At 72.8% G+C, this 25,958-nt stretch carries 21 protein-coding genes and 2 tRNA genes; 12 read left to right on the top strand and 11 right to left on the bottom strand.

Annotated elements, in window-relative coordinates; all coding sequences use genetic code 11:
• Nucleotides 1–365 precede the first annotated feature (365 nt).
• Together ACFVXG_RS10170 and ACFVXG_RS10165 are read left to right on the top strand one after the other, a co-directional pair.
• Nucleotides 366–494 carry a DLW-39 family protein gene (locus ACFVXG_RS10170; protein ID WP_014137031.1) on the top strand — a complete coding sequence of 43 codons (129 nt, stop codon included), beginning with the start codon at nt 366–368 and terminating at the stop codon, nt 492–494.
• Nucleotides 495–663: 169 nt separating this feature from the next.
• Nucleotides 664–736: transfer RNA gene (locus tag ACFVXG_RS10165), tRNA-Ala, on the top strand.
• Nucleotides 737–811: 75 nt separating this feature from the next.
• Here ACFVXG_RS10165 and ACFVXG_RS10160 read toward each other — a convergent pair.
• The gene (locus ACFVXG_RS10160) at nt 812–1,519 is read right to left on the bottom strand and encodes a DUF5324 family protein (protein ID WP_387926102.1); all 708 of its coding nucleotides are present in this window, start codon (nt 1,517–1,519) and stop codon (nt 812–814) included.
• 181 nt (nt 1,520–1,700) lie between these two features.
• Here ACFVXG_RS10160 and ACFVXG_RS10155 point away from each other — a divergent pair, with 181 nt between their 5' ends.
• Nucleotides 1,701–2,594, top strand: coding sequence for a rhomboid family intramembrane serine protease (locus ACFVXG_RS10155; RefSeq protein WP_387926100.1), 894 nt, complete (start codon nt 1,701–1,703; stop codon nt 2,592–2,594).
• Nucleotides 2,595–2,945: 351 nt separating this feature from the next.
• Here ACFVXG_RS10155 and crgA read toward each other — a convergent pair whose 3' ends face one another.
• Entirely contained in the window at nt 2,946–3,194 is a 249-nt protein-coding gene (gene crgA, locus ACFVXG_RS10150; RefSeq protein WP_360242861.1) for a cell division protein CrgA, read from the bottom strand.
• Between the two features lie 167 nt (nt 3,195–3,361).
• Between crgA and ACFVXG_RS10145 the strand changes: the two genes are divergently transcribed.
• The 5 genes from ACFVXG_RS10145 (at nt 3,362) to ACFVXG_RS10125 (ending at nt 7,130) form a co-directional block, all read left to right on the top strand.
• The gene (locus ACFVXG_RS10145; RefSeq protein WP_387926098.1) at nt 3,362–4,123 is read left to right on the top strand and encodes a DUF881 domain-containing protein; all 762 of its coding nucleotides are present in this window, start codon (nt 3,362–3,364) and stop codon (nt 4,121–4,123) included.
• Between the two features lie 80 nt (nt 4,124–4,203).
• Complete coding sequence (locus tag ACFVXG_RS10140) at nt 4,204–4,383, top strand: hypothetical protein (protein WP_387926097.1); 180 nt, start codon at nt 4,204–4,206, stop codon at nt 4,381–4,383.
• 56 nt (nt 4,384–4,439) lie between these two features.
• On the top strand, nt 4,440–5,102 hold the full coding sequence (locus ACFVXG_RS10135; RefSeq protein ID WP_387926095.1) for an aminodeoxychorismate/anthranilate synthase component II: 663 nt from the start codon (nt 4,440–4,442) through the stop codon (nt 5,100–5,102).
• A 5-nt stretch (nt 5,103–5,107) separates the two neighbouring features.
• Nucleotides 5,108–6,283, top strand: a complete 1,176-nt coding sequence (locus ACFVXG_RS10130) for a class E sortase (protein WP_387926094.1) — start codon at nt 5,108–5,110, stop codon at nt 6,281–6,283.
• A gap of 37 nt (nt 6,284–6,320) precedes the next feature.
• On the top strand, nt 6,321–7,130 hold the full coding sequence (locus ACFVXG_RS10125; RefSeq protein ID WP_387926092.1) for a class E sortase: 810 nt from the start codon (nt 6,321–6,323) through the stop codon (nt 7,128–7,130).
• A 227-nt stretch (nt 7,131–7,357) separates the two neighbouring features.
• On the opposite strand, the gene pknB is transcribed toward ACFVXG_RS10125, so the two are convergent.
• The 6 genes from pknB to ACFVXG_RS10095 form a co-directional block, all read right to left on the bottom strand.
• Entirely contained in the window at nt 7,358–9,478 is a 2,121-nt protein-coding gene (gene pknB / locus ACFVXG_RS10120; RefSeq protein WP_387926090.1) for a Stk1 family PASTA domain-containing Ser/Thr kinase, read from the bottom strand.
• A 254-nt stretch (nt 9,479–9,732) separates the two neighbouring features.
• Nucleotides 9,733–11,190: a peptidoglycan D,D-transpeptidase FtsI family protein gene (locus ACFVXG_RS10115; RefSeq protein WP_387926089.1), complete on the bottom strand. Its 1,458-nt coding sequence runs from the start codon at nt 11,188–11,190 to the stop codon at nt 9,733–9,735.
• Entirely contained in the window at nt 11,187–12,590 is a 1,404-nt protein-coding gene (locus ACFVXG_RS10110) for an FtsW/RodA/SpoVE family cell cycle protein (RefSeq protein ID WP_387926496.1), read from the bottom strand. Before ACFVXG_RS10110 ends, ACFVXG_RS10115 begins: the two co-directional genes overlap by 4 nt.
• 136 nt (nt 12,591–12,726) lie before the next feature.
• The gene (locus tag ACFVXG_RS10105; protein WP_387926087.1) at nt 12,727–14,367 is read right to left on the bottom strand and encodes a protein phosphatase 2C domain-containing protein; all 1,641 of its coding nucleotides are present in this window, start codon (nt 14,365–14,367) and stop codon (nt 12,727–12,729) included.
• Between the two features lie 53 nt (nt 14,368–14,420).
• Nucleotides 14,421–14,969: an FHA domain-containing protein gene (locus tag ACFVXG_RS10100; RefSeq protein ID WP_387926085.1), complete on the bottom strand. Its 549-nt coding sequence runs from the start codon at nt 14,967–14,969 to the stop codon at nt 14,421–14,423.
• Between the two features lie 46 nt (nt 14,970–15,015).
• Nucleotides 15,016–15,876, bottom strand: a complete 861-nt coding sequence (locus ACFVXG_RS10095) for an FhaA domain-containing protein (protein WP_387926083.1) — start codon at nt 15,874–15,876, stop codon at nt 15,016–15,018.
• A gap of 445 nt (nt 15,877–16,321) precedes the next feature.
• Here ACFVXG_RS10095 and ACFVXG_RS10090 point away from each other — a divergent pair.
• Nucleotides 16,322–16,405 (top strand) — tRNA-Leu (locus tag ACFVXG_RS10090).
• Nucleotides 16,406–16,520: 115 nt separating this feature from the next.
• On the opposite strand, the gene ACFVXG_RS10085 is transcribed toward ACFVXG_RS10090, so the two are convergent.
• Together ACFVXG_RS10085 and ACFVXG_RS10080 are read right to left on the bottom strand one after the other, a co-directional pair.
• The gene (locus tag ACFVXG_RS10085; protein WP_387926081.1) at nt 16,521–17,669 is read right to left on the bottom strand and encodes a sensor histidine kinase; all 1,149 of its coding nucleotides are present in this window, start codon (nt 17,667–17,669) and stop codon (nt 16,521–16,523) included.
• The gene (locus ACFVXG_RS10080; protein ID WP_387926494.1) at nt 17,666–18,316 is read right to left on the bottom strand and encodes a response regulator; all 651 of its coding nucleotides are present in this window, start codon (nt 18,314–18,316) and stop codon (nt 17,666–17,668) included. The genes ACFVXG_RS10085 and ACFVXG_RS10080 overlap by 4 nt, the downstream gene beginning before the upstream one ends.
• A 343-nt stretch (nt 18,317–18,659) precedes the next feature.
• On the opposite strand from ACFVXG_RS10080, the gene ACFVXG_RS10075 reads away from it, so the two are divergent.
• Together ACFVXG_RS10075 and ACFVXG_RS10070 are read left to right on the top strand one after the other, a co-directional pair.
• Nucleotides 18,660–20,489: a phosphatidylglycerol lysyltransferase domain-containing protein gene (locus ACFVXG_RS10075; RefSeq protein ID WP_387926079.1), complete on the top strand. Its 1,830-nt coding sequence runs from the start codon at nt 18,660–18,662 to the stop codon at nt 20,487–20,489.
• A 276-nt stretch (nt 20,490–20,765) separates the two neighbouring features.
• Nucleotides 20,766–21,482, top strand: a complete 717-nt coding sequence (locus ACFVXG_RS10070) for a hypothetical protein (RefSeq protein WP_387926077.1) — start codon at nt 20,766–20,768, stop codon at nt 21,480–21,482.
• 54 nt (nt 21,483–21,536) lie between these two features.
• Here ACFVXG_RS10070 and ACFVXG_RS10065 read toward each other — a convergent pair whose 3' ends face one another.
• The gene (locus ACFVXG_RS10065; RefSeq protein WP_387926076.1) at nt 21,537–24,377 is read right to left on the bottom strand and encodes a SpoIIE family protein phosphatase; all 2,841 of its coding nucleotides are present in this window, start codon (nt 24,375–24,377) and stop codon (nt 21,537–21,539) included.
• Between the two features lie 249 nt (nt 24,378–24,626).
• On the opposite strand from ACFVXG_RS10065, the gene ACFVXG_RS10060 reads away from it, so the two are divergent.
• Nucleotides 24,627–25,874 carry a rhodanese-like domain-containing protein gene (locus ACFVXG_RS10060; RefSeq protein WP_387926074.1) on the top strand — a complete coding sequence of 416 codons (1,248 nt, stop codon included), beginning with the start codon at nt 24,627–24,629 and terminating at the stop codon, nt 25,872–25,874.
• The last annotated feature ends 84 nt before the right edge of the window (nt 25,875–25,958 follow it).

Below are 25,958 nucleotides of genomic sequence, written 5' to 3'. Positions count from 1 at the left end.
GTGATCCACTCCGGGCCCTTCGGCGTTCCCGGGGGAACCGCGCGGTTCCGGCGGCTCCCCGGGCCGTGGCGCGGGCCGTCGGGAGGGCCGTCGGACCGGCTCTGACGGGGGCTTCCCGGGCGGGCCGGGTGCGGACGATCCGTACGACAGGAGGTGCGGCGTCAATCCTCGGACCGGACCGCCGGGTTGACGGCGCCGGTGGCTGGTCACGATTGGGACACCGGTGTGTATCATCGGCCGCAAGGGCAGTCTGGCACCCGGCCGCCCGTTCGCTCTCGAAACACATCTGGACTCGTCGGCCCGGTCGGTCCGGCCGGAGCAACGGCTCCTGAGTCCACCAAACGCTAGAAGGACGAGGTCCCGCGGTGAAGAAGCTCCTCCTGGTCGCCCTGGTCGCCCTCGGCGGCTTCTTTGTCTACCGTCAGGTCCAGGCGGACCGCGCCGAGCAGGACCTGTGGACCGAGGCCACCGACCCGGTTCCGGCCGGTCGCTGAGCCCCGGACGATCTGACGATCGACGGTCTTCGGAGGCGCTGACCAGCGCCTCCCGAACCGGTCGGCCCGCTCACTCGATCGGACCGGCCGGTTCCCCCAGGGGGACGGCTCCCGGAACGGCGCCGGAACCCGGTACGCTAGTGCCCGTTGGCACGCGCCGTGCCGTCGAGGGGCATTAGCTCAGTTGGTAGAGCGCTGCCTTTGCAAGGCAGATGTCAGGAGTTCGAGTCTCCTATGCTCCACAGCGCCTGAACGGCGGTCGACCTGTTCTCCGGGTCGGCCGCCGTTCGGCATTTCCCGTCAGGCGCTGCCGGACCCTAGGGCGTGTCGTCCTCGGTGGGCTCCGCGGACCCGGCCGCGTCCTCGGCGGTGACGCCGTTCACCGGGGCGGTGGCGGCGGTCGCGCCGGCCGGCCGCTGCGGCTGCGGCGCCGGGGGCTCGACCAGCCACTCCGGGTTGCTGTGCCGCCGCCACCACTGCCAGGCGACCAGGCCGCCGCCGATCGCCAGCACCCCGGCCAGCAGCAGGCCGGCCGCCCGGCCGCCGCCGCACCGCTGCCCGCGCTTCGCGTTCCGGGCGGCCAGTTCGTTGATCTCGGCCGAGCTGACGTGGCCGTGGAGGGCGGTCAGCGCGGCGGCGCCGCGGGACTGGGCCTCGTGCGCGACCGGGGAGACCGCGGCCCGGGCCTCCTCGACGGCCTGGGCGACCCTGGGGCCGACCGTGGTGCGGGCCTGGTCGGCGGCGCGGGTGGCGGAGAGGCGGGCCGCCAGGGCGGCCTCCTGGGCCCGGTGGAAGGCCCTCAGGGCGTTCTGCTGGGCCTCGGGCGGCAGGCTGGCGAAGGCCTGGCCGAACTGTGGGGCGAGGTGCCGGTCGTAGTGGACGCGGAGGTTGTGGGCGGCCTGGGTGGCCTTGGGCCCGAGGGCGTCCAGCGCGGGCCCGAGGCGCTGCTTGGCGCCGTCCGCGAACTGTGCGGCGGAGTCCCGGGTCCTGGTGGCGGTGTCACGGGCCGAGTCCGAAAAGCTCACGAGTCTCTCCTCCTGGGTGGCGTCCTTTATGCACATATCCACCTGAATGCTGATCATGCATCCGGATTTGTCCACCGGCACGCCGGGGTGGGCCGTACGCGGGGCGCGCGGGGGCCGTACGGGGCGGAGGCCGCAGTAGGCTGGCGGCTTCGGTGGTCGGGCAGGGAAGGGGAAGCCGCTGATGCTCCCGGACGAGCCGCGAGGGTCCACGGACCGGTCCCCCGAGGCCGGGCCGCCCGGCTGCTACCGCCACCCGCAGACGCCCACCGGGATCTCCTGCACCCGCTGCGAGCGGCCGATCTGCCCGCAGTGCATGGTGCCCGCCGCGGTGGGCTTCCAGTGCCCCGAGTGCGTCAGCGCGGGGCACGCCGGGACGCGGCGGGCGACCACCCGCTTCGGCGGCGCGCCGACCCTGGACGGCGGGCTGGTGACCAGGGCGCTGGTCGGGATCAACCTGGTGGTCTGGGTGCTGGCCGCGTACGTCCTCAACCCGCGCCTGGGCGAGGTCTGGTCGCTGGCCAGCGCCGGCCGGGCGCACCTCGGGGGGCCGTACGGTGTGGCCGACGGCCCGGGCCAGTGGTACCGGCTGCTGACCGCCACCTTCCTGCACCTGCAGTGGTGGCACGTCGGGCTGAACATGCTGGTGCTGCTGTGGCTCGGCCCGCCGCTGGAGGAGGCCCTCGGCCGGCTGCGCTTCCTGGCCCTCTACCTGGTCGCCGGGCTGGGCGGCAGCACCTTCGCCTTCCTGGTGGCCGGCGACTGGATGAACTCGGTGGGGGCCTCCGGGGCGGTGTTCGGCCTGATCGGCGCCACGATCCTGATGCAGCTGCGGGACCGGGGCCCGCTCGCCCCGGCGCTGGCCTTCCTGGTCTTCAACCTGGTGGTCACCTTCTCCCGACCGGGCATCGACTGGCGGGCGCACATCGGCGGCCTGGTGCTCGGCGGCCTGACGGCTTTCGGCCTGATGTACGCCCCGCGCGGGCGCCGCGGCACGGTCCAGTGGCTGACGCTGGCCGGGGCGGTGGCCCTGGAGGCGGCGATGCTGTGGACCGGGATGGCCCTGTACGGCGCGTGACGCCCGCCGGGCGCTTGTCCACAGCGGGTGCGGGGTTGTGCACAGGCTGTGCGCCGACCCGGCTGTGGACTGTTGTTCTACGCGTGTCCTCCTGTGCGGTTCCCGCGCGCTCGGGGAGTTGTGCACAGCTGTGGACAGTGTCGCGGCGCAAAGTTATCCACAGGCTGTGGGGACTTTTCCCCAGTGTGGATAACCATGTGGATAAGCCTGACGGTCCGATGGTGGGACCGTCTGATGATGTGCGGGCCGACCGCGTTCCGACCGGTCGCGGGCACGCCGAACCGCCGCTCCGGGACCGTGGGTCCGAAGCGGCGGAACGGCTCGAAATCGAGCCTCAGGACGCGCGGAGCGTCACTTCCACTGGGTGGAGACGCCGAATCCGGCCGCGATGAACCCGAAGCCGACCAGGATGTTCCAGTTCCGCCAGCTCTCCACCGGGTAGCTGCCGCTGGTCACGTAGTAGGTGACGATCCACACCAGGCCGATCAGGAACAGTGCCAGCATCAGCGGTGCGACCCAACTACGGCCCGAGCTGATCTTCACCGCGGTCGTGGCCGGCGGGGTGTAGTCGGACTTCTTGCGGAGTCGAGACTTCGGCACGAGGAGCTCTCCTGTCGATGCGCTGTGAGACCGCGCAGGGGTGCAGCGGGCGAGACGCCGACGGACGGTCGAGGAGAGCGCTCTGGGACCACTCCCACGGCTGCCACCGGCGTCCGTTAGCGTAGTGGCTCGGCGGGTCTCAAGGAGATAAGGGTACGGTGACTAATTTGTCGATTCCCCCCGGGAAGGCCGTCACCCCCCGTTCCGGCACCCGAATTGTCGGTCGTGCCCTGACCTGCACCGTGTTCGCGCTCGCCGGTCTGCTCTTCTACATCAGCGCGCAGACCGCCCGCGGCACCGATCTGCGGACCGACAACTCGCTGCTGAGCCTCGGCGACGTGATCCGCCAGCGCAGCTCGCAGAACCAGCAGGCGCAGTCCCAGCTGGCCGACCTCCAGTCCCGGGCCCAGCAGCTCACCGAGCAGCAGGGCCACAACCCCGCCGACGCGGCGCAGCTGGACGGCCTGCGGCTCGGCGCCGCGCTGGAGCCGCTCCAGGGCGGCGGGCTGACCGTCACCCTCAACGACGCCCCGCCGAACGCCACCGCGCGCATCCCCGGGGTCCCCGAGCCCGGCGTCAACGACCTGGTCATCCACCAGCAGGACATCCAGGCCGTGGTCAACGCGCTGTGGCGGGGCGGCGCGGCCGGCGTGCAGGTGATGGACCAGCGGCTGATCTCCACCAGCGCCGTCCGCTGCGTCGGCAACACCCTGCTGCTCCAGGGCCGGGTCTACTCCCCGCCGTACGTGGTCAAGGCGGTGGGGAGGACCGACTCCCTGCGGTCGGCCGTCGACGGGGACCCGACGATCCGGAACTACCTGCAGTACGTCCAGGCGTACGGCCTGGGCTGGAAGGTCCAGGAGAGCGGGGACCTCACGCTGCCCGGGTACTCCGGCACCACCGAGCTCCGGTCGGCGGGCGGCCAGTAGCCGGCGAGTGGCGGACCGGCCTCACCGCTGTGGGTACCGGGTCTACTCTTGTCCCCAGTCTGATACCTAGAGGGAGCACCATGTACGGCTTCATCTGGCGTCACCTCCCGGGGAACACCCTGGTCAAGGCCGTCATTTCGCTGCTCCTGATCCTGGGGATCGTCTACCTCCTCTTCACCTACGTCTTCCCGTGGGCGGAACCGTTGCTCCCCTTCGGTGACGTCACAGTGGACGGCGGCGACGGCGCCTCGGCCGGCTGACCCGGCGGGTCCGGAACTTCCCCCCAGCACCGCATCCCACGGAGACCACGCGCGCAATGACCACCCAGTCGACCCCGCCCCGCATCCTGGTCGTGGACAACTACGACAGCTTCGTCTTCAACCTGGTCCAGTACCTGTACCAGCTCGGCGCCACCTGCGAGGTGGTGCGCAACGACGAGGTGACCGTCGAGCACGCCGTCCGCCGGGCGGGGGAGGAGGGCTTCGACGGGGTGCTGCTCTCCCCCGGGCCAGGCTCGCCCGAGGAGGCCGGGGTCTGCATCGCGATGGTGCACCACTGCGCGGCGATCGGGCTGCCGGTGTTCGGCGTCTGCCTGGGGCTGCAGTCGATCGCGGTGGCGTACGGCGCGGTGGTCGGCCGGGCGCCCGAGCTGCTGCACGGCAAGACCTCGCCGGTCGAGCACGAGGACGGCGGGGTGTTCGAGGGGCTGCGCTCGCCGCTGATCGCGACCCGCTACCACTCGCTGGCCGTCGACCCGGCCACCGTGCCGGACGACCTGGTGGTCACCGCCCGGACCGACAGCGGCGTGATCATGGGCCTGCGGCACCGTGAACTGCCGGTCGAGGGCGTGCAGTTCCACCCCGAGTCGGTGCTGACCGAGGGCGGGCACCGGATGCTCGCCAACTGGCTGGCGGAGTGCGGCTTCCCGCAGGCCGTGGACCGGTCGGCCGGGCTCGCCCCGGTGATCGGCCGGGGCTGAGCGGCGTGACCGCGGTGCGTCCGGAGGGGCGTTACCAGTCGGAGTCCGGCCCGTACGGGGGGCCGCCGCAGTACGCGGGCGGCCGGCCGTACGAGGGCGCGGAGTTCGGCACCCCGCAGTACGGCGATCCCCAGCACGGAGATCCCCAGTACGGAGACCCCCGGCACGGGACCCCGCAGTACCGCGAGGGCGCGCTGGGCGGGCCGTACCCGCAGGAGCACGCCGCCCAGGGCGGGCCCGAGGACGGCTGGGGCGTCTACGAGCAGGCCGAGCGGCCCGTCGAGGACGGTCCCGAGTACCCGTGGCTGCCCGACCAGACCCTCCAGCTGCGGCTGCCCGCCGAGGACGGGGCGTCGGCCGCCGAGCCCGCCGCGCCCACCGGTGGCCGGGCCGAGCGCCGCCGGGCCGCCCAGGGGCGGACCGCCGTCCGCGCGGGCGGTGGGCGGCGCCGGGCCAAGAGCCGGGGGGCCGGGGGGACCCGCCCCAAGGAGTCCGCGGTCGTGGTGGCCGCCCGGTTGGTCGGCGAGCTGTGCATCACCCTCGGCGTGGTGATGCTGCTGTTCGTCGCCTACCAGCTCTGGTGGACCAACGTGCAGGCCGACGCGGCCGCCAGCAGTGCCCGGGACCAGCTGGAGCAGCAGTTCGACGCCCAGCCGGCCGGCCCCGGCCAGCCCGCCGCCGACCCGAACAAGCCCGAGGTGTTCGCGCCCGGCAAGGGCTTCGCCATCATCTACCTGCCCAAGCTGGGACTGAAGTTCCCGATCGCCGAGGGCACCGACAAGGCGGCGGTGCTCGACAAGGGCCTGGTCGGGCACTACCCCGGCACCGGGATGCCGGGCGACCAGGCGGGCAACTTCGCGCTGGCGGCGCACCGCAACACCCACGGCGAGCCGTTCCGGTACATCAACGAGCTCGGCAAGGGCGACAAGGTCGTGGTGGAGACCGCCGCCGGGTACTACACCTACGAGATCACCGGGGGGATCCCGCAGACCTCCCCCAGCAACGTGAGCGTGATCAAGCCGGTGCCGAACGGCGCCGGCTACGCCGGTCCGGGCCGGTACATCACGCTGACCACCTGCACCCCGGAGTTCACCTCCAAGTTCCGCCTCATCCTCTTTGGCAAGATGATCGAGGAGCGGCCGCGCAGCCAGGGCAAGCCAGCGGCGATCACGGGCGGGTAGCCGTCCGGAGGCCCGGTTTCGGAGGGGAGCAGCGCAGATGCAGGACGACGGGACCGCGCAGTCGGCCAACACGGTCCAGGAGGCCCGGGAGGCCGAGGAGGCCTTCCCCCCGCCCGGAGGCGGGGCCCGGAAGGGCCGGAGCCGGGCGCTGGCCGCGCTCGGGGTGTTCGGCGAACTGCTGATCACCGTGGGCCTGGTGCTCGGCCTGTTCGTGGCCTACTCGCTCTGGTGGACCAACGTGCAGGCGGACCGGTCCGCGGCGGACGCCTCGGACAAGCTGCGCAGCTCCTGGGCGGCCGGTCCGACCGGCGGCCCCACGGGCGGGCCGGGCGCCGCCCCCGCGCCCGCCGCGGTGCCCGCGATCGGGGACGGCGTGGGCTTCCTGCACGTCCCGGCGATGGGCCGGGACTTCCAGGTGCTGATCCGGATGGGCACCTCCACCGCCGTCCTGGACGAGGGCGTGGCGGGCGTGTACGAGCAGCCCTACAAGGCGGCGATGCCCTGGGACGAGGCGGGCAACTTCGCGCTGGCCGCCCACCGGGACGGCCACGGCGCCAAGTTCCACGACCTGGACGCCGTCCACCGGGGCGACTCGGTCGTGGTGGAGACCAAGGACAAGTGGTACGTCTACAAGGTCGACAACACCCTGCCGGAGACGTCCAAGTACGACACCGGCATCGTCGCGCCCGTCCCGACCGAGTCCGGGTACACCGGCCCGGGCCGGTACATCACGCTGACCACCTGCACGCCGGTGTACACCTCGCGGTACCGGATGGCCGTCTGGGGGAGCCTGGTGCGGGTGGACGCCATGGACGCCAAGCGCACCCCGCCGCCGGAGCTGCACTGATCCGACGGCCGGTCGGGTGACGGTCCGTCGCCCGATGCGGCGTCAACGGAACGGCCGGGGGCCCCGGGCGGGGGTAGCGAGGGGGCCCCGGGCCGGTTGGAGGGCGTGGGCCCGCCCCCCTTGGCGGCGAAACGGTACCGGCGGGGGCCCCTCGGCGGTGATCGCGACGGGCCCCCGGCCGTTTCAGAGCACTTGCCCCCCGGTCTCAGAACCAGGGGAAGAAGGGCTTAGGGGTTCCCTTTGCCGGGGGGTGTGTTGAAGGGGTCCCCCCCTTTGGCCGGATCGGCCGGCCGGGTGAACAGCTGCACCTGGGTGTTCGGGTCCAGCTGGGTGCCGGCCCCGGGGTTGCTCTGCACGACCACCGCGTTCGGGTCCTGCGGACCGCTGACCACGGTGTACTGCAGGCCGGCCTTGTTCAGCGCGGCGATGGCGTCCGACAGCTTCTGGTTCTGCATCGGCGGGACCTGGGCCTTGTCCGGTGCCTTGAAGATGGTCAGGGAGATCTTCGTGCCGGCGGGTGACTTGGTGCCCGGCGCGACCGACTGCGAGGCGACGGTGTTGACCTTGGTCGGGTCGTTGGTCTGGCTGGTCTTGGAGGTGTCGACCTGGAAGCCGAGGCCCTGCAGCTGGGTCTGCGCGTCGTCCTTCTGCGCGCCGACCACGTTCGGGACGGTCTGCTTGGTCTTGCCCTGCGAGACGGTCAGCTTGACCGGGGCGCTCGGGTCGGCGTTGGCGCCGGCCGCCGGGTCCTGGGCGACGACGGTGTCCTGCGGGGCGGTGTCGTCGTCCTTGTAGTCGGGCGGGGAGACGTTGGTGAAGCCGGCCGCCGTCAGGGCCTGCAGCGCCTGGTCCTTGGTCTTGCCGGTCAAGGTCGGCATCTGGGCCTTGGCCGGACCGGAGGAGACCTGCACCGTGATGTGGGCGTCCTCGGAGACCGAGGTGCCCGACACCGGGTTCTGGGTGCAGACCTGGTCCTTCTTGACGTTGGCGTCCGGGCAGGCGATCTTGTCGCCCTCGGTGACCACGAGCTTGGAACCGGCCGCGGCCGCGGCGGTCTTGGCGTCCGCCAGGCTCTTGCCGACCAGGTTGGGCGCGGTGACCTTCGGGGCGTCCTTGGTGCCCTTGTCGGCGAACATCGCCTGGGCCACGAAGAAGGTGCCGACCAGGACCAGCACGGCGGCCACCGCCAGCACGATCCAGGAGGTGTTGCCCTTCTTCTGCCGGTCGTCGCCGCGCCGGCCGCCGCCCTGGCCGTAGCCGTCGTCGTAGCCGTCGTGGCCGCCGCCCTGGGCACCGGCGTAGGTCTGGCCGTAGCCGTCGTCCTGGTAGCCGCCCTGGCCGTAACCCTGGCCGCCGGCCTGCGGCAGCACGGTGGTCGGGCCGCCGGGCTGCTGCGGCAGCACGTTGGTCTGGCCGTACGGGTCGTGCTGCTGCGGGTAGCCGTTCTGGTCGTAGCCGTACCCGGCGGCGCCCATGCCGTAGGCGGCCTGCTGGGCGGCGGCGACCGGGAGGCCGTCGAGGAAGCGCTCGATGTCGTCGCGCATCTCGTCGGCGGTCTGGTAGCGGTAGTCGCGGTCCTTGGCGAGCGCCTTGAGCACGATCGCGTCGATCTCGGGGCGCACCTCGGGGTCGAAGACCGACGGCGGCTGCGGCTCCTCCCGGACGTGCTGGTAGGCCACCGCGACCGGGGAGTCGCCCACGAACGGCGGGCGGACGGTCAGCAGCTCGTAGAGCAGGCAGCCGGTGGAGTAGAGGTCGGAGCGGGCGTCGACCTGCTCGCCCTTGGCCTGCTCGGGGGAGAGGTACTGGGCGGTGCCGATCACGGCCGAGGTCTGGGTCATGGTCATCCCGGCGTCGCCCATCGCGCGGGCGATGCCGAAGTCCATGACCTTGACGTTGCCCTGCCGGGTCAGCATCACGTTGGCCGGCTTGATGTCGCGGTGCACGATCCCGGCCCGGTGCGAGTACTCCAGGGCCTGGAGGATGCCGATGGTCATCTCCAGCGCCCGCTCGGGCAGCAGCCGCCGCCCGGAGTGCAGCAGCTCGCGCAGCGTGGAGCCCTCGACGTACTCCATCACGATGTACGGGATGGAGATCCCGTCGATGTAGTCCTCGCCGGTGTCGTACACGGCGACGATCGCGGGGTGGTTCAGGGACGCCGCGGACTGGGCCTCGCGGCGGAAGCGGGCCTGGAACGACGGATCCCGTGCCATGTCGGCCCGGAGCGTCTTCACTGCGACGGAACGGCCGAGCCGGGTGTCATGGCCGAGGTACACCTCGGCCATGCCGCCGCGTCCGAGGACGCCGCCGAGCTCGTACCTGCCGCCGAGGCGACGAGGCTCTTCCATAGTTCCGACCCTCTCCCTCACCCGCCGGTGAGGTTGTGACGTAGGTGTCCCCGCACGCTCTGGGTGACGCCGCGTGGGCCGTGACCGGTTCTCCGGCCGGGCCGTGCGCCACCTCGCGGGCGGCAACGGGCACACCCGCTGCTGGCGGATACGCTACCGGTCGCACCGCGCCGGACCGGAGTCAGCCGTCGGCCGATATCAGACCGGTATCCGGAGGGGGGTGTCGATCGTGACATTCACCTCACCCCTCGCTCCTACTTGCCGAGCGCGGCCTGCATCACCGCCTTGGCGATCGGGGCCGCGAGGCGGCCGCCGCTGATGCCGTCGCGGTTCTGGGAGCCGTCCTCGACCACCACCGCGACCGCGACCGACTGGCCGTCCGCGGTCTTGGCCCAGGAGGTGAACCAGGCGAACGGCAGGCCGGCGTTGTCCTCGCCGTGCTGGGCGGTGCCGGTCTTGCCGCCGACCTGGAGGCCGGGGATCTTGGCGTTGGTGCCGGTGCCGTTCTCGACCACCGAGACCATCAGGTCCTGCATCTTCTGCGCGGTGGCCGGGCTCATCGCCTGGGAGAACTGCTTCTCGGTGTGCTTGGAGATGGTGGTCAGCGAGGCCGAGCGCTCCTGGTCGACCAGGTACGGCTGCATCAGGCTGCCGTTGTTGGCGATCGCCGCGGAGACCATGGCCATCTGCAGCGGGGTGGCGCGGGTGTCGTGCTGGCCGATCGAGTCCTGGGCGGTGCCGTCCAGGCTGGGGCTGTCCGGGAAGATGCTCTTCTCGGAGCGGATCGGGGTGTCCACCGTGCTGTTGAAGCCGAACTTCTCGGCCTGCGCCCGCATCTTGTCCTTGCCGAGGTCCGCGCCCATCTTGGCGAAGACCGTGTTGCAGGACTGGTCCATCCCGGACTTGACGGTGGCGTTCTCGCAGCGCTCGTTCGGGCTCTCGTTCTTCAGCACCGTCTGGGTGTTGGGCAGGGTGTACGGGTCCGGCGTCTGGGTGGCGTCGTTGATGTTCTGGTACAGGCCGTTCTCGAACGCGGCCGTCGCGGTGACCAGCTTGAAGGTCGAGCCGGGCGGGTAGGTCTCGCGCAGCGCCCGGTTGAGCATCGGCTTGTTCGGGTCCGCGTTGAGGTCCTGCCAGGCCTTGGTGTCGCCGTTGTCGCCGCCGGCGAAGGCGCCCGGGTCGTAGGACGGGGTGGAGACCAGGGCCAGGATCGCGCCGGTCTTCGGGTCGATCGCGACCGCCGCGCCCTTCTTGTCGCCCAGGCCGTCGAAGGCGGCCTTCTGCACCTTGGCGTTGATCGTCGTGACGACGTCGCCGCCGCGCTTCTGCTCGCCGGTCAGCATGTCCAGGGTGTTGCGGAAGAACAGCCGGTCGTCGGTGCCGGAGAGGATGCCGTCCTCCAGGTTCTCCAGCTGGCTGGAGCCGAAGGACTGCGAGGAGTAGCCGGTGACCGGGGCGTACATCGGGCCGTTCAGCCAGGAGCGCTTGTACTTGTAGCGCAGGCCGTTCACGAAGTCGGAGTTCGTCACCGGCTGCCCGCTGACGATGATGTTGCCGCGCGGGTGGGCGTAGCGGTCGTAGAGCTGGCGCTTGTTGTTCTTGTTGGAGGCCAGCGAGTCGGCCTGGACGCCCTGCACCCAGTTGGTGCGCACCATCAGCGCCAGGATCAGCACCAGGCAGAAGATCGAGACCCGTCGGATCGGCTTGTTCATCGGGCGGGTCCTCCCTGGCCCTCGGTGACCGGGGCCGGTTCGGCCCCGGGACGGCGCGCGCTGTCGCTGATCTTCAGCAGGATCGCGACCAGTGCCCAGTTGGCGACCACGGACGAACCGCCCTGCGCGAGGAACGGCATGGTCATACCGGTCAGCGGGATCAGCCCGGTGACCCCGCCGGCCACGACGAAGACCTGCAGCGCCATCGCCGAGGCGAGCCCGACGGCGAACAGCTTGCCGAAGGGGTCGCGGGCGGCGACGGCGGTGCGCAGGCCGCGCTGCACCAGCAGGGCGTACAGCAGGAAGATCGCCATCAGGCCGGTCAGTCCGAGCTCCTCGCCGAAGGAGCCCAGGATGAAGTCGCTCTTGGCGGCGAAGTTGATCAGCCAGGAGCGGCCCTGGCCGAGGCCGGAGCCGGTCACCCCGCCGGAGCCGAGCGCCATCAGCGACTGGCCGATCTGCTCGGTGGCGCCCTTGGGCGGGTTCGCCGAGAAGGCGGCCATCGGGTCGAGCCAGGCGTCGATGCGGACCTTGACGTGGCTGGTGGTCATGGCGACCGCGACCGCGCCGCCGACCGACATCAGCAGGCCGAACAGGATCCAGCTGGTCCGCTCGGTGGCGACGTAGAGCATCACCACGAACAAGCCGAAGAACAGGAAGGACGTGCCGAGGTCGTTCTCGAAGACCAGGATCAGCAGGCTGAGCAGCCAGATCACGATGATCGGGCCGAGGTCGCGGCCGCGCGGCAGGTACAGGCCCATGAAGCGGCGGCTGGCCAGTGCCAGGGCGTCCCGCTTGACCATCAGGTAGCCGGCGAAGAACACGGTCAGGACGATCTTGGCGAACTCGCCGGGCTGGATGGAGAAGCCGCCCATCCGGATCCAGATCTTCGCGCCGAAGTCCTCCGCCCGGGCCGGGAAGAAGGCCGGCGCGGCCAGCAGCACCAGGGCCACCACCATCGAGATGTAGGTGTAGCGCTGCAGCACCCGGTGGTCCTTCAGGAAGACCATCACGCCGATGAACAGGGTGACCCCGAGGGCGGACCACATCAGCTGGTTGCGGGCCGCCGGGAAGTTGCCGCTGAGCAGGTGGCCCGCCTTGTCCAGGCGCCAGATCATCACCACGCCCAGCCCGTTCAGCAGGGTGGCGATCGGCAGCATCAGCGGGTCCGCGTACGGCGCGAAGCGGCGCACCAGCAGGTGGGCGACCAGCGCCAGCGAGCCCATCCCGAGGCCGTAGCCGAGCATCCCGGCCGGGACCCGGGAGTCCATCGCCAGGCCCACGTTGGCGTACGCCAGGATCGGCAGCAGCACCGCGAAGACCAGCAGGGCCAGCTCGGTGTTGCGCCGGTTCGGTGCGCCCTGGAGCGAGATGGTCGTGTTGCCGCGGCGCCGCGGCACGACACGCCCGCCCGCCGCCCGGCGTCGGGCGCCGGTGCGGCCGGTGTCGCCGCTCAGGTCGTAGCTGCTCACGTGGTGACCGCTCCCTGACGGCCGGCGGGCCCGTTCCGGGCGGGCCTATGTCGGATCACGGACGTCACTGCTTCGGGCAGGCTTCGGCCCGGCTGCGCTCGTCGTCGGAGAGTGCGGGCGGCTGCGGCGGCTGGGTCTGCTCGCTCGGGGCGGCTGCCGGGGGGGTGGCGTTCTGCGTCGGGGCAGGCGTGGCCGGGGCGGACGGGGTCGTCGTGGCGGACGGCGCGCCCGCGGCGGGGTTGCGGGGCTTCTCCCGCTCGCCCGGGGTGGTCGGGGTGGCGGCCACGAACGCGGTCTTGGTGACCGTCGTCCCCTGGGTGCCCTGGGTGCCTTGCGGGGCCGCGGCGTTCGCCGTGGCGGCCTTCTGGCACAGCTTGGCCCAGCCCACGAGGTCGCTCATGGTCTTCTGGGCGTCCGGCAGGCTGCCGACCGAGATGGTCCGGTTCACCTGGGCGCGCTGGTCCTGCGGCAGCCACTTCAGCGGGGCGTCGCTGTGCGACTCGTGCACCGAGGACAGGCTCAGACCGGCCAGGTTCTGGTTGACGCCCTGGAAGATCGCGACGTGGTCGCCGTCCTCGCCGATGTAGTACTGGTCCTGGGTCCACTGGTAGCCGAAGTACCCGGCGCCGCCGAGCAGGCCGAGCGTGACCAGGACGGCCAGCGAGGCGGTCAGGCCCTTGCGCTTGCGCTTGGCGGGCGGCTCCTCGTCGAACTCCTCGGTGCCGTACACCGAGGGCTCGGCCGGGTAGCCGTAGCCGCCCTCGCCCTCGTAGCCCTCGGCGGGGCCGAAGCCGCCCTGGCCCGGGTCGTAGCCCTCGGGCGGGCCGAAGGCGCCCTGCGGGCCGCGGCCCAGGCCGGCGGCGCGGCCGGCCGGGGTGTCCGCGATCGAGCGGTCGGCGGCGGTCGGGGCCGGCGGGGTCTCGGCGACCGCGCCGACGACCACCGGGACGTCGTTGAACTGGCCGCTCATGGTGTCCGTGGCGCCGACGTCGATGACGTCCGCCACGATGCAGGTGATGTTGTCCGGGCCACCGCCGCGCAGCGCGAGCTGGATCAGCTCCTGCACGGTCTGCTCGGGCGAGTAGTAGCTGCCGAGGGTGTCCTGGAGCGTCTGGTGGCTGACCGGGCCGGAGAGGCCGTCGGAGCAGATCAGGTAGCGGTCGCCGGCCCGGACCTCCCGGATCGACAGGTCCGGCTCGACCTGGCCGCGGCCGTCCAGGGCCCGCATCAGCAGCGAGCGCTGCGGGTGGGTCTCGGCCTCCTCGGGCGTGATCCGGCCCTCGTCGACCAGGCGCTGCACCCAGGTGTGGTCCTGGGTGATCTGCACCAGCGAGCCGTCGCGCAGCAGGTAGGCGCGGGAGTCGCCGACGTGCACCAGGCCCATCCGCTGGCCGGTCCACAGCATGGCGGTCAGGGTGCACCCCATGCCCTCCAGCTGCGGGTCCTCCTCGACCATCTGCCGGAGCCGGTCGTTGGCGCCCTGGACGGCGTCGCCCAGCAGGGTCAGCAGGTCGGCGCCCGGCACGTCCTCGTCCAGTCGGACGATCGAACCGAGCACCTCGGAGGACGCGACCTCGCCGGCCGCGGCGCCGCCCATGCCGTCGGCCACGGCCAGCAGCCGCGGCCCGGCGTAGCCGGAGTCCTCGTTCCCCTCCCGGATCAGTCCCTTGTGGGAGCCGGCGGCGAAGCGCAGCACCAGGGTCATGCGACCTGTGCCCCCCTCTGGGTCATGGACGGGATGCTGTCCCTCATGCGCTACTACTTCCGCAGTTCGATGACGGTCCTGCCGATACGGATCGGCGTGCCCGGCTGGAGCGGGGTGGGCGCGGTCAGGCGCTGCCGGTCCAGATAGGTGCCGTTGGTGGAGCCTAGATCCTCGACCGTCCACTGCCCAGTCTGATCCGGATAGATCCTGGCATGCCGGGAGGACGCGTAGTCGTCGTCCAGCACGATGGTCGAGTCGTGCGCGCGGCCCAGCGTGATGGTCTGGCCCTGCAGCGCGACGGTCGTCCCGGCCAGCGAGCCCTGGACGACCACGAGCTGGGTCGGGGCGCCGCGGCGGCGGCCGCCGCCGCCCTGGGTCGGGGCCGCCGGGGCGTTGACGGGGGCGGGCGCCGCGGCCCGTCCGGGTGCCGTGGCGGTCGCCGCGGTGCCGCCGGACGCGGCGTTGGCGCCGCGACGGGAGCTGCGGGGGTTCACCTTGGTACCGAACAGGTCGCTGCGGATCACCTGGATCGCGACGATGACGAACAGCCACAGCACGGCCAGGAAGCCCAGCCGCATGACCGTGAGGGTCAGTTCTGACATGACCGTCCCGCCAGTCGGTGAGCGAGGCGCGCGAACAACTCGGACACTACCCTTCGACCTGCCGGTAGACGATGGTGGTGGAGCCCACGACGATTCGGGAGCCGTCGCGGAGCGTAGCGCGCTGGGTGTGCTGTCCGTCCACCACGATGCCGTTGGTGGAACCCAGGTCGAGGACCATCGCAGGGGTGCCGGGGCGGATCTCGGCGTGCTTGCGGGAGACCCCGGGGTCGTCGATCCGCACGTCCGCCTCGGTCGAGCGGCCGAGCACGCAGGCCGCGCCGGTGATCTGGTGGCGGGCGCCGTTCACCTCGATCCAGCGGCGGACCGAGGCTCCGTGGCCGGCGCCGGGGAAGGCCCGGACGTTGCCGCCGGCGGGCGGGCCCGGGGGCATCGCGGGGGGCGTCGGGGGCGCGGCCGGCGGCGGGGGCGCGCCGTACTGCCCGGCGCCGCCCTGCTGCCACGGTGCGCCGGGGGCCGGCGCGGCCGGCTGGCGGTCGTAGCCGGGCTGCGGCGGGGCGTACTGCTGGGGCTCCTCGGCGGCCAGGGTGCGGCTGCGCACCCGGTACAGGCCGGTGTCCAGGTCGTCGGCCTTCTCCAGGTTCACCTGGAGCGGGCCCATGAAGGAGTACCGCTGGGCCTCGGCGTACTCGCGGACCATGCCGGCCAGCTCGGTGCCGAGCTGCCCCGAGTAGGGGCTGAGCCGCTCGTGGTCGTGCGGGCTGAGCTCGACGATGAAGTCGTTCGGCACGACGGTGCGGTCGCGGTTCCAGATGCTCGCGTTGTTGTCGCACTCGCGCTGCAGAGCGCCGGCGATCTCCACGGGCTGGACCTCGGACTTGAACACCTTGGCGAAGGTGCCGTTGACGAGACCCTCCAGCCGCTGCTCGAACTTCTTCATCATCCCCATGGGGCACCCCCTTCCAGGGTTCGTTCGCCTGCCTGCCGACCGGTGCCCTCCGGGGAGCCGTCCTCCGGGGAGTCGGTCGTGCCTACTGTCGTGCCTACTTGCGGTACTTCCGTACTGATCGTATCCACGCCGGGCCCTTCCGTACGGTTCCCGGACCGCGTGGTGCCGGGGGGTGGGCTCGGACACACAGGGTGACGCATTCCGGGTGCGGGACGCCAGGTCCGCCCGTCGTAGCCGTGCACCGCCCCTCGTCCGTCCGTTCGTCGCGCACCCGTTCGGACGTGGTCGGTCTCCCCGGGAAACGGATTCGGAGCTGCCCCCGAGGTCGTGCTAATGTTTTCCACGTCGGAAGGGCCGCCCGGAAGGGAGCCGGACCGAGGAAGCGCGAAGGCCACATGGTACCGAGCGGTTCCGAGGAACGGACGGCAAAGAAGACAACACCCATGCGCGGGTGGCGGAATAGGCAGACGCGCTGGATTCAGGTTCCAGTGCCCGAAAGGGCGTGGGGGTTCAACTCCCCCCTCGCGCACAGCGAGGCCCCGCAGATCTTCGGATCTGCGGGGCTTTTTTGTCGTCCCGCCCGGCCCTGCTCGCCCCGACCCCGACCGGCCCGCCCGGCCCCGGAGGGCGGGGGCGGGGCGGGGTCAGGACTGGCCGGCGGGGAGCTCGGCGCGGACCTCGAAGCCGCCGTCCTGGGTCGGGCCGGCGGTCAGGGTGCCGCCCAGCAGCTGGGCGCGCTCGCGCAGGCCGACCAGGCCGTGGCCGCCGCCCGGCAGGGTCTCGGCCGGGCGGCCCGGCGGTGCCTCGTTGCGGACCTCGACCCGCAGCCGGCGGCCCTTCGCCCCGACCTTCACGTGCACCACCGCCTCCGGGGCGTACTTGGTGATGTTGGTGAGCGCCTCCTGGACGGTGCGGTAGGCGGCCCGTTCGACCGCCTCCGGCCACGGGCGGTCACCGGGGTTCAGCTCGGTGTCGGCGGTCAGGCCGCTCTCCTCGATCAGCCGGGGCAGGTCGGCCAGCCGGGGCTGCGGGGCGAGCGGGGCGTCCGGGAGCGGCCCGCCGGTGCCGCGCAGCACCCCGACCATCTGGCGCAGCTCCTCCAGGGTCCGGACGGACAGCTCGCGGATGGTGCGGGCGACGGTCGCGGCGGCCGGGTCGGCGGTGCTCACCTGGAGCGCGCCGGCCTGGATGCTGATCAGGCTGACCTGGTGCGAGACCACGTCGTGCATCTCCCGGGCCAGCCGGCCGCGCTCGCTGATCAGCACCCGCTCGGCGAGCAGCCGGCTCTCCCGCTCCTGGCCGCGGGTCAGCTCGTCCAGCCGGGCGGCCAGCTCCCGGCGGGTGCGCGAGAGCAGGCCGGTGGCGGCCGGGCCGGCGGACAGCATCACGGCCTGGATGGCGTCCAGGGCGGTGTTCCGGCTGAGGTCGATCAGCGGGGTCGGCAGCGGCCAGTGGAAGAAGTCGACCAGGGTGAACAGGGCCGCGCAGGGGAACAGCACCTTGGCCCTGGGGCGCTCGGTGGCGACCGTGTAGACGGCGGTGATCGGGGCCAGCCAGATCGCCTCGACCCAGGTGCCGGGCATGGTGAGCAGCAGCACGACGACCGGGAAGCGGCGCCGCCAGAACAGCGCCACGGCGGCCAGCACGGCGAGCGACACCTGCCACCAGGTGGAGTCCCGGGACACCAGTGCGGCGTCCATCAGGGAGTAGAGGACGGGCAGCAGCAGCATCAGCCAGGGGGCGGTGCACCAGGGCGGCAGCCGTCGGGACGGCAGCTGGTCGGCGGCCGTCATGCCCCGTCGCCGGACTTGGGCCGCACCAGGCCGGCCCGGTGGGCGACCACGGCGGCCTGCACCCGGTTGGCGGCGCCGAGCTTGCCGAGGATCGCGCTGATGTGGTCCTTGACCGTGCCGGTGCCGAGGAAGAGCCGGTCGGCGATCTCGGCGTTCGACAGGCCCTCGCCGAGCAGGGCGAGCACGTCCAGCTCCCGGCCGGTCAGGGTGCGGGCCAGCGCGGTGGCCTCGGCGTCCGGGCCGCCGCCGTCCACGTAGCCGCCGATCACGGTGCGGGTGACGGTCGGGGAGAGGATGTTGCCGCCCGCCGCGAGCACCCGGACGGCGTGCACCAGCTGCTCGGGGGCGGTGTCCTTGAGCAGGAAGCCGGTCGCGCCGGCCCGCAGCGCGGTGCCGATGTACTCGTCGGTGTCGAAGGTGGTGAGCATCGCCACGGCCGGCGGGTCGGGCAGGGCGCGCAGGCGGCGCAGCACGGAGATGCCGTCGAGGTCGGGCATCCGGATGTCGAGCAGCACCACGTGCGGGCGCAGGCGCTGGACGTGCTCCTCGGCCTGTCCGCCGGAGCAGTCGCCGACCACCTCCAGGTCGGGGGCGGAACCGACGATCAGGCCGAGGCCGGAGCGGACCAGGATCTCGTCGTCGACGATCAGCACGCGGGTGGTGGTGATGGGTGCCTCCTCGGTTCGGGCGGCCGGGTTCGGTCGGTCCGCGGGGGTCGCTTTTGAGGGTAGGGGTAGCCGGGGCGGGGTGCCGAACCCATGGGGGGTAAACACCCCCGCCGAACGGCGGGGGTGGGAATCCGCTACCCGGTTCACGCAATTCTCAGGAATGGTGCGGAACCATGGAGTTGGCTGCCCTTTTCCGGCCTGCCGCTCGATGCGTGCGGTCGGTGGGCGGAGGGTGGCCGGTCAGTCCGACGGGCCCGTGCCGGCGCCCGGCGCCGGGCCGTGTGCGGATGCGCCCCACCATCTGATCGTTTGGAATTGAGCTGTGTCGTCCACTGTGAAGTCGGAGCCGTCCGCCACCTCCGCCGGGCCCCGGCCCGACGGACCGCTCGATCGCTGGCGCCCGCGGGCCGCGGCAGCCTCGGTCTGGTACCTCAGGCTGCTGGCGCTGCTGAACGTGGCGACCGTGCTGCTGGTGCCCTGGGGGAACCAGGTCAACGAGCACAACGAGGGTGAGTACTTCACCCCGTACCTGATGACCTCCGGCCTGGCGGCCGCGGTGCTGTCGGTCTTCCTCGCCGTCGCGATGCGGCGGCGCAAGCGGGCCGCGTGGATCTTCAACGCGGCGCTCAGCGGCGTCTTCGCGCTGCTCTACCTGGCGGTCATGGTGCTGCCCGGCGAGCGCTTCAACAAGCACCCGCTCAACTACATCTCGACGGTTCTGACCTGCCTGTTCGTGCTGGCGCTGCTGATCGGGCGCAAGGAGTTCACGTCCAAGGGCGACCGCTCCAACCCGAAGACCGCGGCGGCCACCTTCGTCGGCGGGCTGTTCTTCGGCGGTGCCGTCGGCGCGCTGCTGGTCTGGATCACCAACCAGCTGAACGGCGCCGGCTGGTGGGACCTCTTCCGCTACTCGGTCGGCCGGATGATCACCATCACCCCGTCCGAGCACCTGCGTTCCGTGATCGAGGCCCCGACCTGGGTGAACGCGGCGATCAACGCGATGGGCGCGGTGCTGTTCCTGCTGGTGCTGTACGTGGCCTTCCGCAGCCCGCGCGGCAAGGAGCTGCTCAACCCCGAGGACGAGGCGAAGCTGCGCGGCCTGCTGGACAAGCAGGGCGAGCGGGACTCGCTCGGCTACTTCGCGCTGCGCCGGGACAAGGCGGTGATCTTCTCCCCCAGCGGCAAGGCGGCGGTGACCTACCGGGTGATCGGCGGGGTCTCGCTCGCCTCGGGCGACCCGATCGGCGACCCGGAGGCCTGGCCGGGCGCGATCGAGGCCTGGCTCTCCGAGGCCCGCGAGCACGCCTGGGCGCCGGCCGTGATGGGCGCCTCCGAGGAGGCCGGGGTGATCTACGCCCGGCACGGCCTGGACGCGCTGGAGCTGGGCGACGAGGCGATCGTCGAGCTGGACGAGTTCTCGCTGGACGGTCGCGCGATGCGGGTGGTCCGACAGGCGTACAACCGGGTCAAGCGGGCCGGGTACACGGTGCGGATCCGCCGCCACGAGGACATCTCCGAGGAGGAGATGGCCCAGCTGGTGTCCAAGGCCGACGAGTGGCGCGACGGGGCGACCGAGCGCGGCTTCTCGATGGCGCTGGGCCGGCTCGGCGACGCGGGCGACGGCCGCTGCGTGATGCTGGAGTGCAGCGACGGGGACGGCGAGCTCAAGGCGCTGCTGAGCTTCGTGCCCTGGGGCCCGGACGGGCTCTCGCTGGACCTGATGCGCCGGGCCCGGGACACCGAGAACGGCCTGATGGAGTTCATGGTCATCGAGCTGCTGCAGCGCGCCGAGGAGGTCGGGCTCAAGCGGGTCTCGCTGAACTTCGCGATGTTCCGCTCGGTCTTCGAGCGCGGTTCGCGGCTCGGCGCCGGTCCGGTGCTGCGGCTGTGGCGCTCCGTCCTCGGGTTCTTCTCGCGCTGGTGGCAGATCGAGTCGCTGTACCGCGCGAACGCCAAGTACCGGCCGATCTGGGAGCCGCGCTACCTGCTGTTCGAGAAGAGCAGCGAGATCCCGCGGATCGGTATCGCCAGCGCGCGCGCCGAGGGGTTCATCGTCGCGCCGAGCCTGCCCGCCCTGTTCCGGCGCCGGCACGCCGGGCCCGCCGTGGTGGCGCCCCGGGTTCCGGTGGCGGCCCGGGACGGGAAGGGGTAGCCCTCCGCCGGGGGGCGGAGGGGGGCCGGACGGCCGGAGGCGGAGGGGGCCATCGGTCGTACGGGGGGTCCGGAGGGGGGATTCGTCTCCCTCCTGAGGATGACCCCGATCCCCATCCATGCCGATGTGGATTTGTTAACAGGCTTCTAATGTTGGAGTAGCTGACAAGTTCGGGGATTCGGGAGAAACGTTGTGATTCACAGGACCCACGCGGGGGGCGTGCGAAAGGGGCCGCTGGCGCTAGCCAGAAAGGCCGCTGTCGCCGAGTGGGGGACGTTGTACCTGACGGTCCGGGGCGCGGTGGTGCGCAAGAAGTTCGCCGCCTTCCCATTGGCCACGGTGGCGACGTTTCTGATCCTGCTGTTCAGCATCGTCCAGCACCTGCCGGGCGGTGAGCGGTTCGTCAACCACATCGGGGTGGTGCGGGCCTCGCTGCCGCTCGACGTCTCGCTGCTGCGGACCCCGCTGTCGCTCTACGTGCCGGCCCTGGACCTGCCGGTCTGGGGCGCGCTGGCGCAGGTGTTCGTGGTCTTCGCGATCGCCGAGGTCGTGCTCGGCCGGCGGATGACCCTGGTGGTCGCCTACGCGTGCACCCTGACGGGCACGCTGTTCGCCCGGGTGGGCGTGGCGATCGGGCCGCACCACCTGTTCGGCTTCCCGAAGTGGGTCGCCTACGTGCGGGACACCGGGCCGTCGGCCGCGGTGGTGGCACTGGCGATCTGCATCGCGTTCCGCACCCGGGCCTGGTTCACCGCCGCCACGGTGGTGGTCCTGATGGTCGGCGAGGCCGTCCTGCTGCCGAACCTGGCGGGCCTGGAACACGTGGTCGCGGTCATCACCGCGCTGCTGATCGCCGTCTCGGTCGAGGTCTTCGGGGACTTCTGGCCGCGGGTGCTGGCCGGGGTCGGTGCCGCCACCTCGGTGGCCACGGCCGCCTCCCGGGAGGTCGCGGCGGAGGCCCGGCGCCGTTCGGCGGGCGCGGTCATCCCGTAAGGAAGGCTCCATCCGGCCTGTCGGCCGCGTACGGGCGATGCCCGTACGCGGCCGTCACGCGTGCGGGAGGGGCAGCTCGAACCAGACGACCTTGCCCACCGCCTTGCGGGCGGTGCCCCAGTGCTCGGCGAGTTTGGTGACCAGGGTGAGGCCGCGGCCGGTCTCGCCGAGCTGCTCGGCCGGCTCCAGCGAGGGCAGGTTGTGGTTGTCGTCGCTGACCTCGACCAGCAGCTTGTCCACCCGGATCAGCTGGAGCTGCACCCGGTCCCGGGCGACCCGTACGGCGTTCGTGACCAGCTCGCTGACCAGCAGCTCGGTGGTGTCGCTGAGCGCCTCCAGGTGCCAGGCGGCCAGCTGCTCGCGGACCAGTGAACGGGCCCGGCGGACCTCGCGCTGGTCCACGGTGAGGTCCCAGGTGGCCACCTCGGACGGGGCGACCCCGTCGAAGCGGGCCACCAGCAGGGCGACGTCGTCCTTGCGGTCGTCCGAGTGCAGCCGGCGCAGCACCTCGTCGCAGGCCTGCTCGGGGCTCTGCTGCGGGTCGATCAGGTTGCCGCACAGCGCGGCCAGGCCCGTCCCTATGTCCCCGCCCCGGACCTCGACCAGTCCGTCGGTGCACAGCACCAGCATCGAGCCGTCCGAGACGTCGATGGTCTTGGCGACGAACGGCACCCCGCCGACGCCGATCGGCGCCCCGGCCGGGATCTCCAGCAGCTCCCCGGTGCCGTCCGGGTGCACCAGGACGGGCGGGACGTGGCCGGCGCTGGCCAGCTCGCAGGTCCGGTTGATCGGGTCGTAGACCGCGTACAGGCAGGTGGCGAGGTGGTCGTCGCCGAGCTTCTGGGCCAGGTTGTCCAGGTGCCGCAGCAGCTGGCCGGGCGGCAGGTCCAGGGCGGCGAGGGTCTGCATCGCGGTGCGGAAGCGGCCCATCGCGGCGGCCGAGTGGATGCCGTGGCCCATCACGTCGCCGACCACCAGGGCGACCCGGCTGCCGGGCAGCTGGATCGCGTCGAACCAGTCGCCGCCGACCTCGGCCTTCGGATCGCCGGGCAGGTAGCGGTGGGCGATCTGCACGCCGGGGATCTGCGGCGGGCGGGTCGGGATCATCGAGCGCTGCAGGGTGGTGGCGACCCGGGCCTCGGCGCGGTGCAGCCGGGCGTTGTCCAGCGACAGCGCGGCCCGTACCGCCAGCTCCTTGAGGGTGGCGGCGTCGCTCTCGTCGAAGGGGGCGCGGTCCGGCAGCCGGAGCAGCTTGAGGATGCCCAGCACGGTGCCCCGGGCGGACAGCGGGACCACCAGCATCGAGCGACCGGAGACCACCGGGGCCAGCTTGGCGCCGCCGAGCGCGATCGCGTAGTCCACCGCGACGTCCGCGCTGACCACCGGGACCAGCACCGGCTGGTTCAGCTGCAGGGCCAGCCCGGGCGGGGTCCGGCGCGGCATGCTGACCAGCGAGCCCTCGGAGAGCACGTGGTCCCAGGCGCCGCCGGTCTGGTTGAAGACCAGGGCGACCCGGCGCAGCATCGTGTCGTCGTCGGGACGGGAGACCGGCAGCTCGGAGTCCGAGATCAGGCCGTCCACGAGGTCCACGCACGCGAAGTCGGCGACCCGGGGGACCAGCACCTGGCACAGCTCGTGGGCGGTGAAGCCGAGGTCCAGGGTGGTGCCGACCTTGCCGCCGACCTCGTTCAGCAGGGCCAGCTGCTCGCCGGCCTGGCCGTTGGTGAGGAACGGGCCCAGCCGGCCGTTCGGCGGCCCCTCGGCGCCGGCCGGGGCGGGGACGGTGCCGGGCGGGGCCTGGTCCGGGCGGCGCGGTGGGACGCCGTGGGCGGACGACTCGACGGCGGCCTGCTGCTCGATGGCGGCTCCTCCTCCGGTGCGCTGGGGTGCCTCCCGACCGGGGGCCGGGGGCTGGGCGGGCGGGGCGCCGAGCGGCCCGCCGACGACCGCGGCGGGGCTGCCCGGGGCGCTGCCCGGTCTTGGGTCGGGCTGGGCCGGGTCGCGCTGGGCCGGTCCGTGCGGGACCGGTTCTTGGGGGGCCGGTTCGCGTGGGGCGGGCAGCGGGCCCGGGGGACGGCGGCCGGGCGCGGACTGGTCGGCCTGCGGCGGGGGACCGAGCCGGGCCGCGCGTTGCTGGGGCGTCGGGTAGCGGCGGCCCAGTCCGGCGGCCACGTGGGCGGTGCCGGCCTGGGCGTCGGAGGGCAGCACCGGCAGCACGGTGGTCGCGTCCAGCCGCAGGGCCGGCAGCCCGCCCAGGGCCGCGGCCGCGCGCAGCGGGGCCCGGTGGGCGGCGGGCAGCAGCCGGGCCAGCGGCTCGGGCAGCTCGGCTGCGGGTGGGGTGAGCGCGGCGGTCAGCCCGTGGAAGCCGCCCCGGGCGGCGGGCGCCGCCGCGAAGGGCAGCAGGCGCTCGCCGAGGGCGAGCCGCGGGCCGGTGGTGCGCAGCGGGCGGGCGTCGGCGGCGAGCGCGAGCAGCCCGCCGGACGGGCCGGGCAGCGGGTAGGCCCACCACAGCACGTCGCGCTGGTGGTCCTCGCGGTCGGTCACGGTCAGCCGCCCGGCCCACGGGCGTCCGGTGGCGGTCAGCCCGGCCAGGGTGTCGAAGGCGTCGCAGCGGCGGCGCACGGCGCAGCGGCCGAGCACCCGTGACTCCAGGGCGGGCAGCAGCCCCGAGGCCGGACGGTCGGTGGCGGCCTCGGCGCGGTGCCCGAACAGCTCCTCGGCGGCCCGGCTCCACTGGGCGATCCGGCCGGCCCGGTCGACCACGACAAGGGCGAGCCGGACCAGGGCGGCCACCCCGGTCGGGTGGTCGCCCGGCGCGGTCTGGGCGCCCGCGGGAAGCGGTGTGGAGTTGGACTCGGCCACCATGGATTCGGTCTGCTCCCGCCTGGCCGCCACGCCTGGAGGCGGCCGTTTCTCCGGAGGAAGGCACGCTGTGCGGATACCAGCGAAGCACGGACCGGGCCGGGCTCGACACCGAAACGGGGAGATTCATCAGGATCGGTTGCGTGTCATGTCCCGCGCGCCGGTTCGTACGCCTGCTTCACCCGGACGGCGGCCCGGAACGCGGCGGTAGGGTGGCAGGCCGGGCCGCCCGCGCGGCGGCCCCGCGTGACCCGGCCGGACGGACGAGACAGAGGCGAGATCGTGACCGCGCAGAGCCCCGCCCGCTGGACGGACCCGGAGCAGCAGGAGCTGGAGGAGCGGGTCGCCGCCGCCGAGCTGGCCTGGCTCAGTATGGACGTGGACGTGCAGACGCTGCGGGTCGAGATCGACAACTTCGCGCTGATCCACCACCAGCTGCTCGGCCCGCTGTACGCCCGGCTGGACGAGCTCGACGCGCTGGTCGCCGAGGCCGTCGCGGCCCGCACCGGCCACCCCGACGACCTGCGCCGGGCCGCGGAGGCGCGGCAGCAGGTCGAGGAGCTGCCCGACCTGGACGCGCTGTTCGACTCGGTGGACGCGGTGCGGGCGGAGCGGTCCGAGCGCGCGGAGCGGTCGGAGCGGGGGGAGTCCGGTGAGGGCGCGGACCAGGCCGTCCCGCCGCCGCCCGCCGCGCCGACCCGGGTGCGGCCCGGCAAGGAGGCCCAGCGGATCTACCGCGAGCTGGTCCGCCGCGCCCACCCCGACCTGACCACCGACCCCGCCGAGCAGCAGCGCCGGGCGGACTTCCTGGTCCGGGTCAACGAGGCCTACGCGTACGGCGACGCCGCCGTGCTGGAGGGCCTCGCCGCCGAGTGGTCCACCGCGCCGGAGGCCGCGCCCGCCGTCGACTCCCCCGACCGGCTGGGCTGGCTGCGCCGTCGGCTGGACTGGCTGACCGGCAAGATCACCGAGACCGCCACCGAGCAGGTCCGGCTGGAGCAGACCCCGATGGGCCAGCTGCTCGCCCTCGCCCCGCAGGACCCGGACCGGCTGCTGGAACAGCTCGCCGAGGAACTGCTCGCCAAGGCCGCCGCCCAGCAGGCCGAGCTGGAGCGGCTGCTCGGGGCTCCGGAACCGGCCCACGGGCCGACCCCGGTGGGCGACAATGGCACCGACCCCGATCGAGCCCAGGAGGGCCACACGATGTTCGCGCAGATCCCCACCACCGACGCCGCCTCCGTACCGGCCGATGCCGCCCTGCTGGACGTGCGCGAGCAGGACGAGTGGGACGCCGGCCACGTGGACGGCGCGCTGCACATCCCGATCGGCGAGGTGATCGCCCGGATCGGCGAGCTGCCGGAGCAGAAGCTGTACGTGCTCTGCCGGGTCGGCGGCCGCTCCGCGCAGGTCGTCCAGTACCTGGTGCAGCAGGGCCGGGACGCGGTGAACGTGGACGGCGGGATGTACGCCTGGGAGGGCGCGGGCCGTCCGATGGTCAGCAGCACCGGCCAGGACGCCTTCGTCCTGTAGAACCTCTGGAACCTCTGGAACCTCGCCGGGCCCGCCCGGTGACGGGTAGGGCAGGATGGGCGCGCGACGCGCCGGTACCGGCCG

It is taken from the genome of Kitasatospora sp. NPDC058162 (assembly GCF_042884005.1).
Taxonomy (GTDB): domain Bacteria; phylum Actinomycetota; class Actinomycetes; order Streptomycetales; family Streptomycetaceae; genus Kitasatospora.
Note: the sequence above shows the minus strand (reverse complement) of the source record. Positions and strands in the feature narration are given on the sequence as shown.

Coding starts and splice junctions, on each gene's coding strand:
- ACFVXG_RS10155 (WP_387926100.1), top strand. CDS start 1,701: ATGCTCCCGGACGAGCCGCGAGGGTCCACGGACCGGTCCCCCGAGGCC.
- ACFVXG_RS10140 (WP_387926097.1), top strand. CDS start 4,204: ATGTACGGCTTCATCTGGCGTCACCTCCCGGGGAACACCCTGGTCAAG.
- ACFVXG_RS10135 (WP_387926095.1), top strand. CDS start 4,440: ATGACCACCCAGTCGACCCCGCCCCGCATCCTGGTCGTGGACAACTAC.
- ACFVXG_RS10125 (WP_387926092.1), top strand. CDS start 6,321: ATGCAGGACGACGGGACCGCGCAGTCGGCCAACACGGTCCAGGAGGCC.
- pknB (WP_387926090.1), bottom strand. CDS start 9,478: ATGGAAGAGCCTCGTCGCCTCGGCGGCAGGTACGAGCTCGGCGGCGTC.
- ACFVXG_RS10115 (WP_387926089.1), bottom strand. CDS start 11,190: ATGAACAAGCCGATCCGACGGGTCTCGATCTTCTGCCTGGTGCTGATC.
- ACFVXG_RS10105 (WP_387926087.1), bottom strand. CDS start 14,367: ATGACCCTGGTGCTGCGCTTCGCCGCCGGCTCCCACAAGGGACTGATC.
- ACFVXG_RS10100 (WP_387926085.1), bottom strand. CDS start 14,969: ATGTCAGAACTGACCCTCACGGTCATGCGGCTGGGCTTCCTGGCCGTG.
- ACFVXG_RS10095 (WP_387926083.1), bottom strand. CDS start 15,876: ATGGGGATGATGAAGAAGTTCGAGCAGCGGCTGGAGGGTCTCGTCAAC.
- ACFVXG_RS10085 (WP_387926081.1), bottom strand. CDS start 17,669: ATGACGGCCGCCGACCAGCTGCCGTCCCGACGGCTGCCGCCCTGGTGC.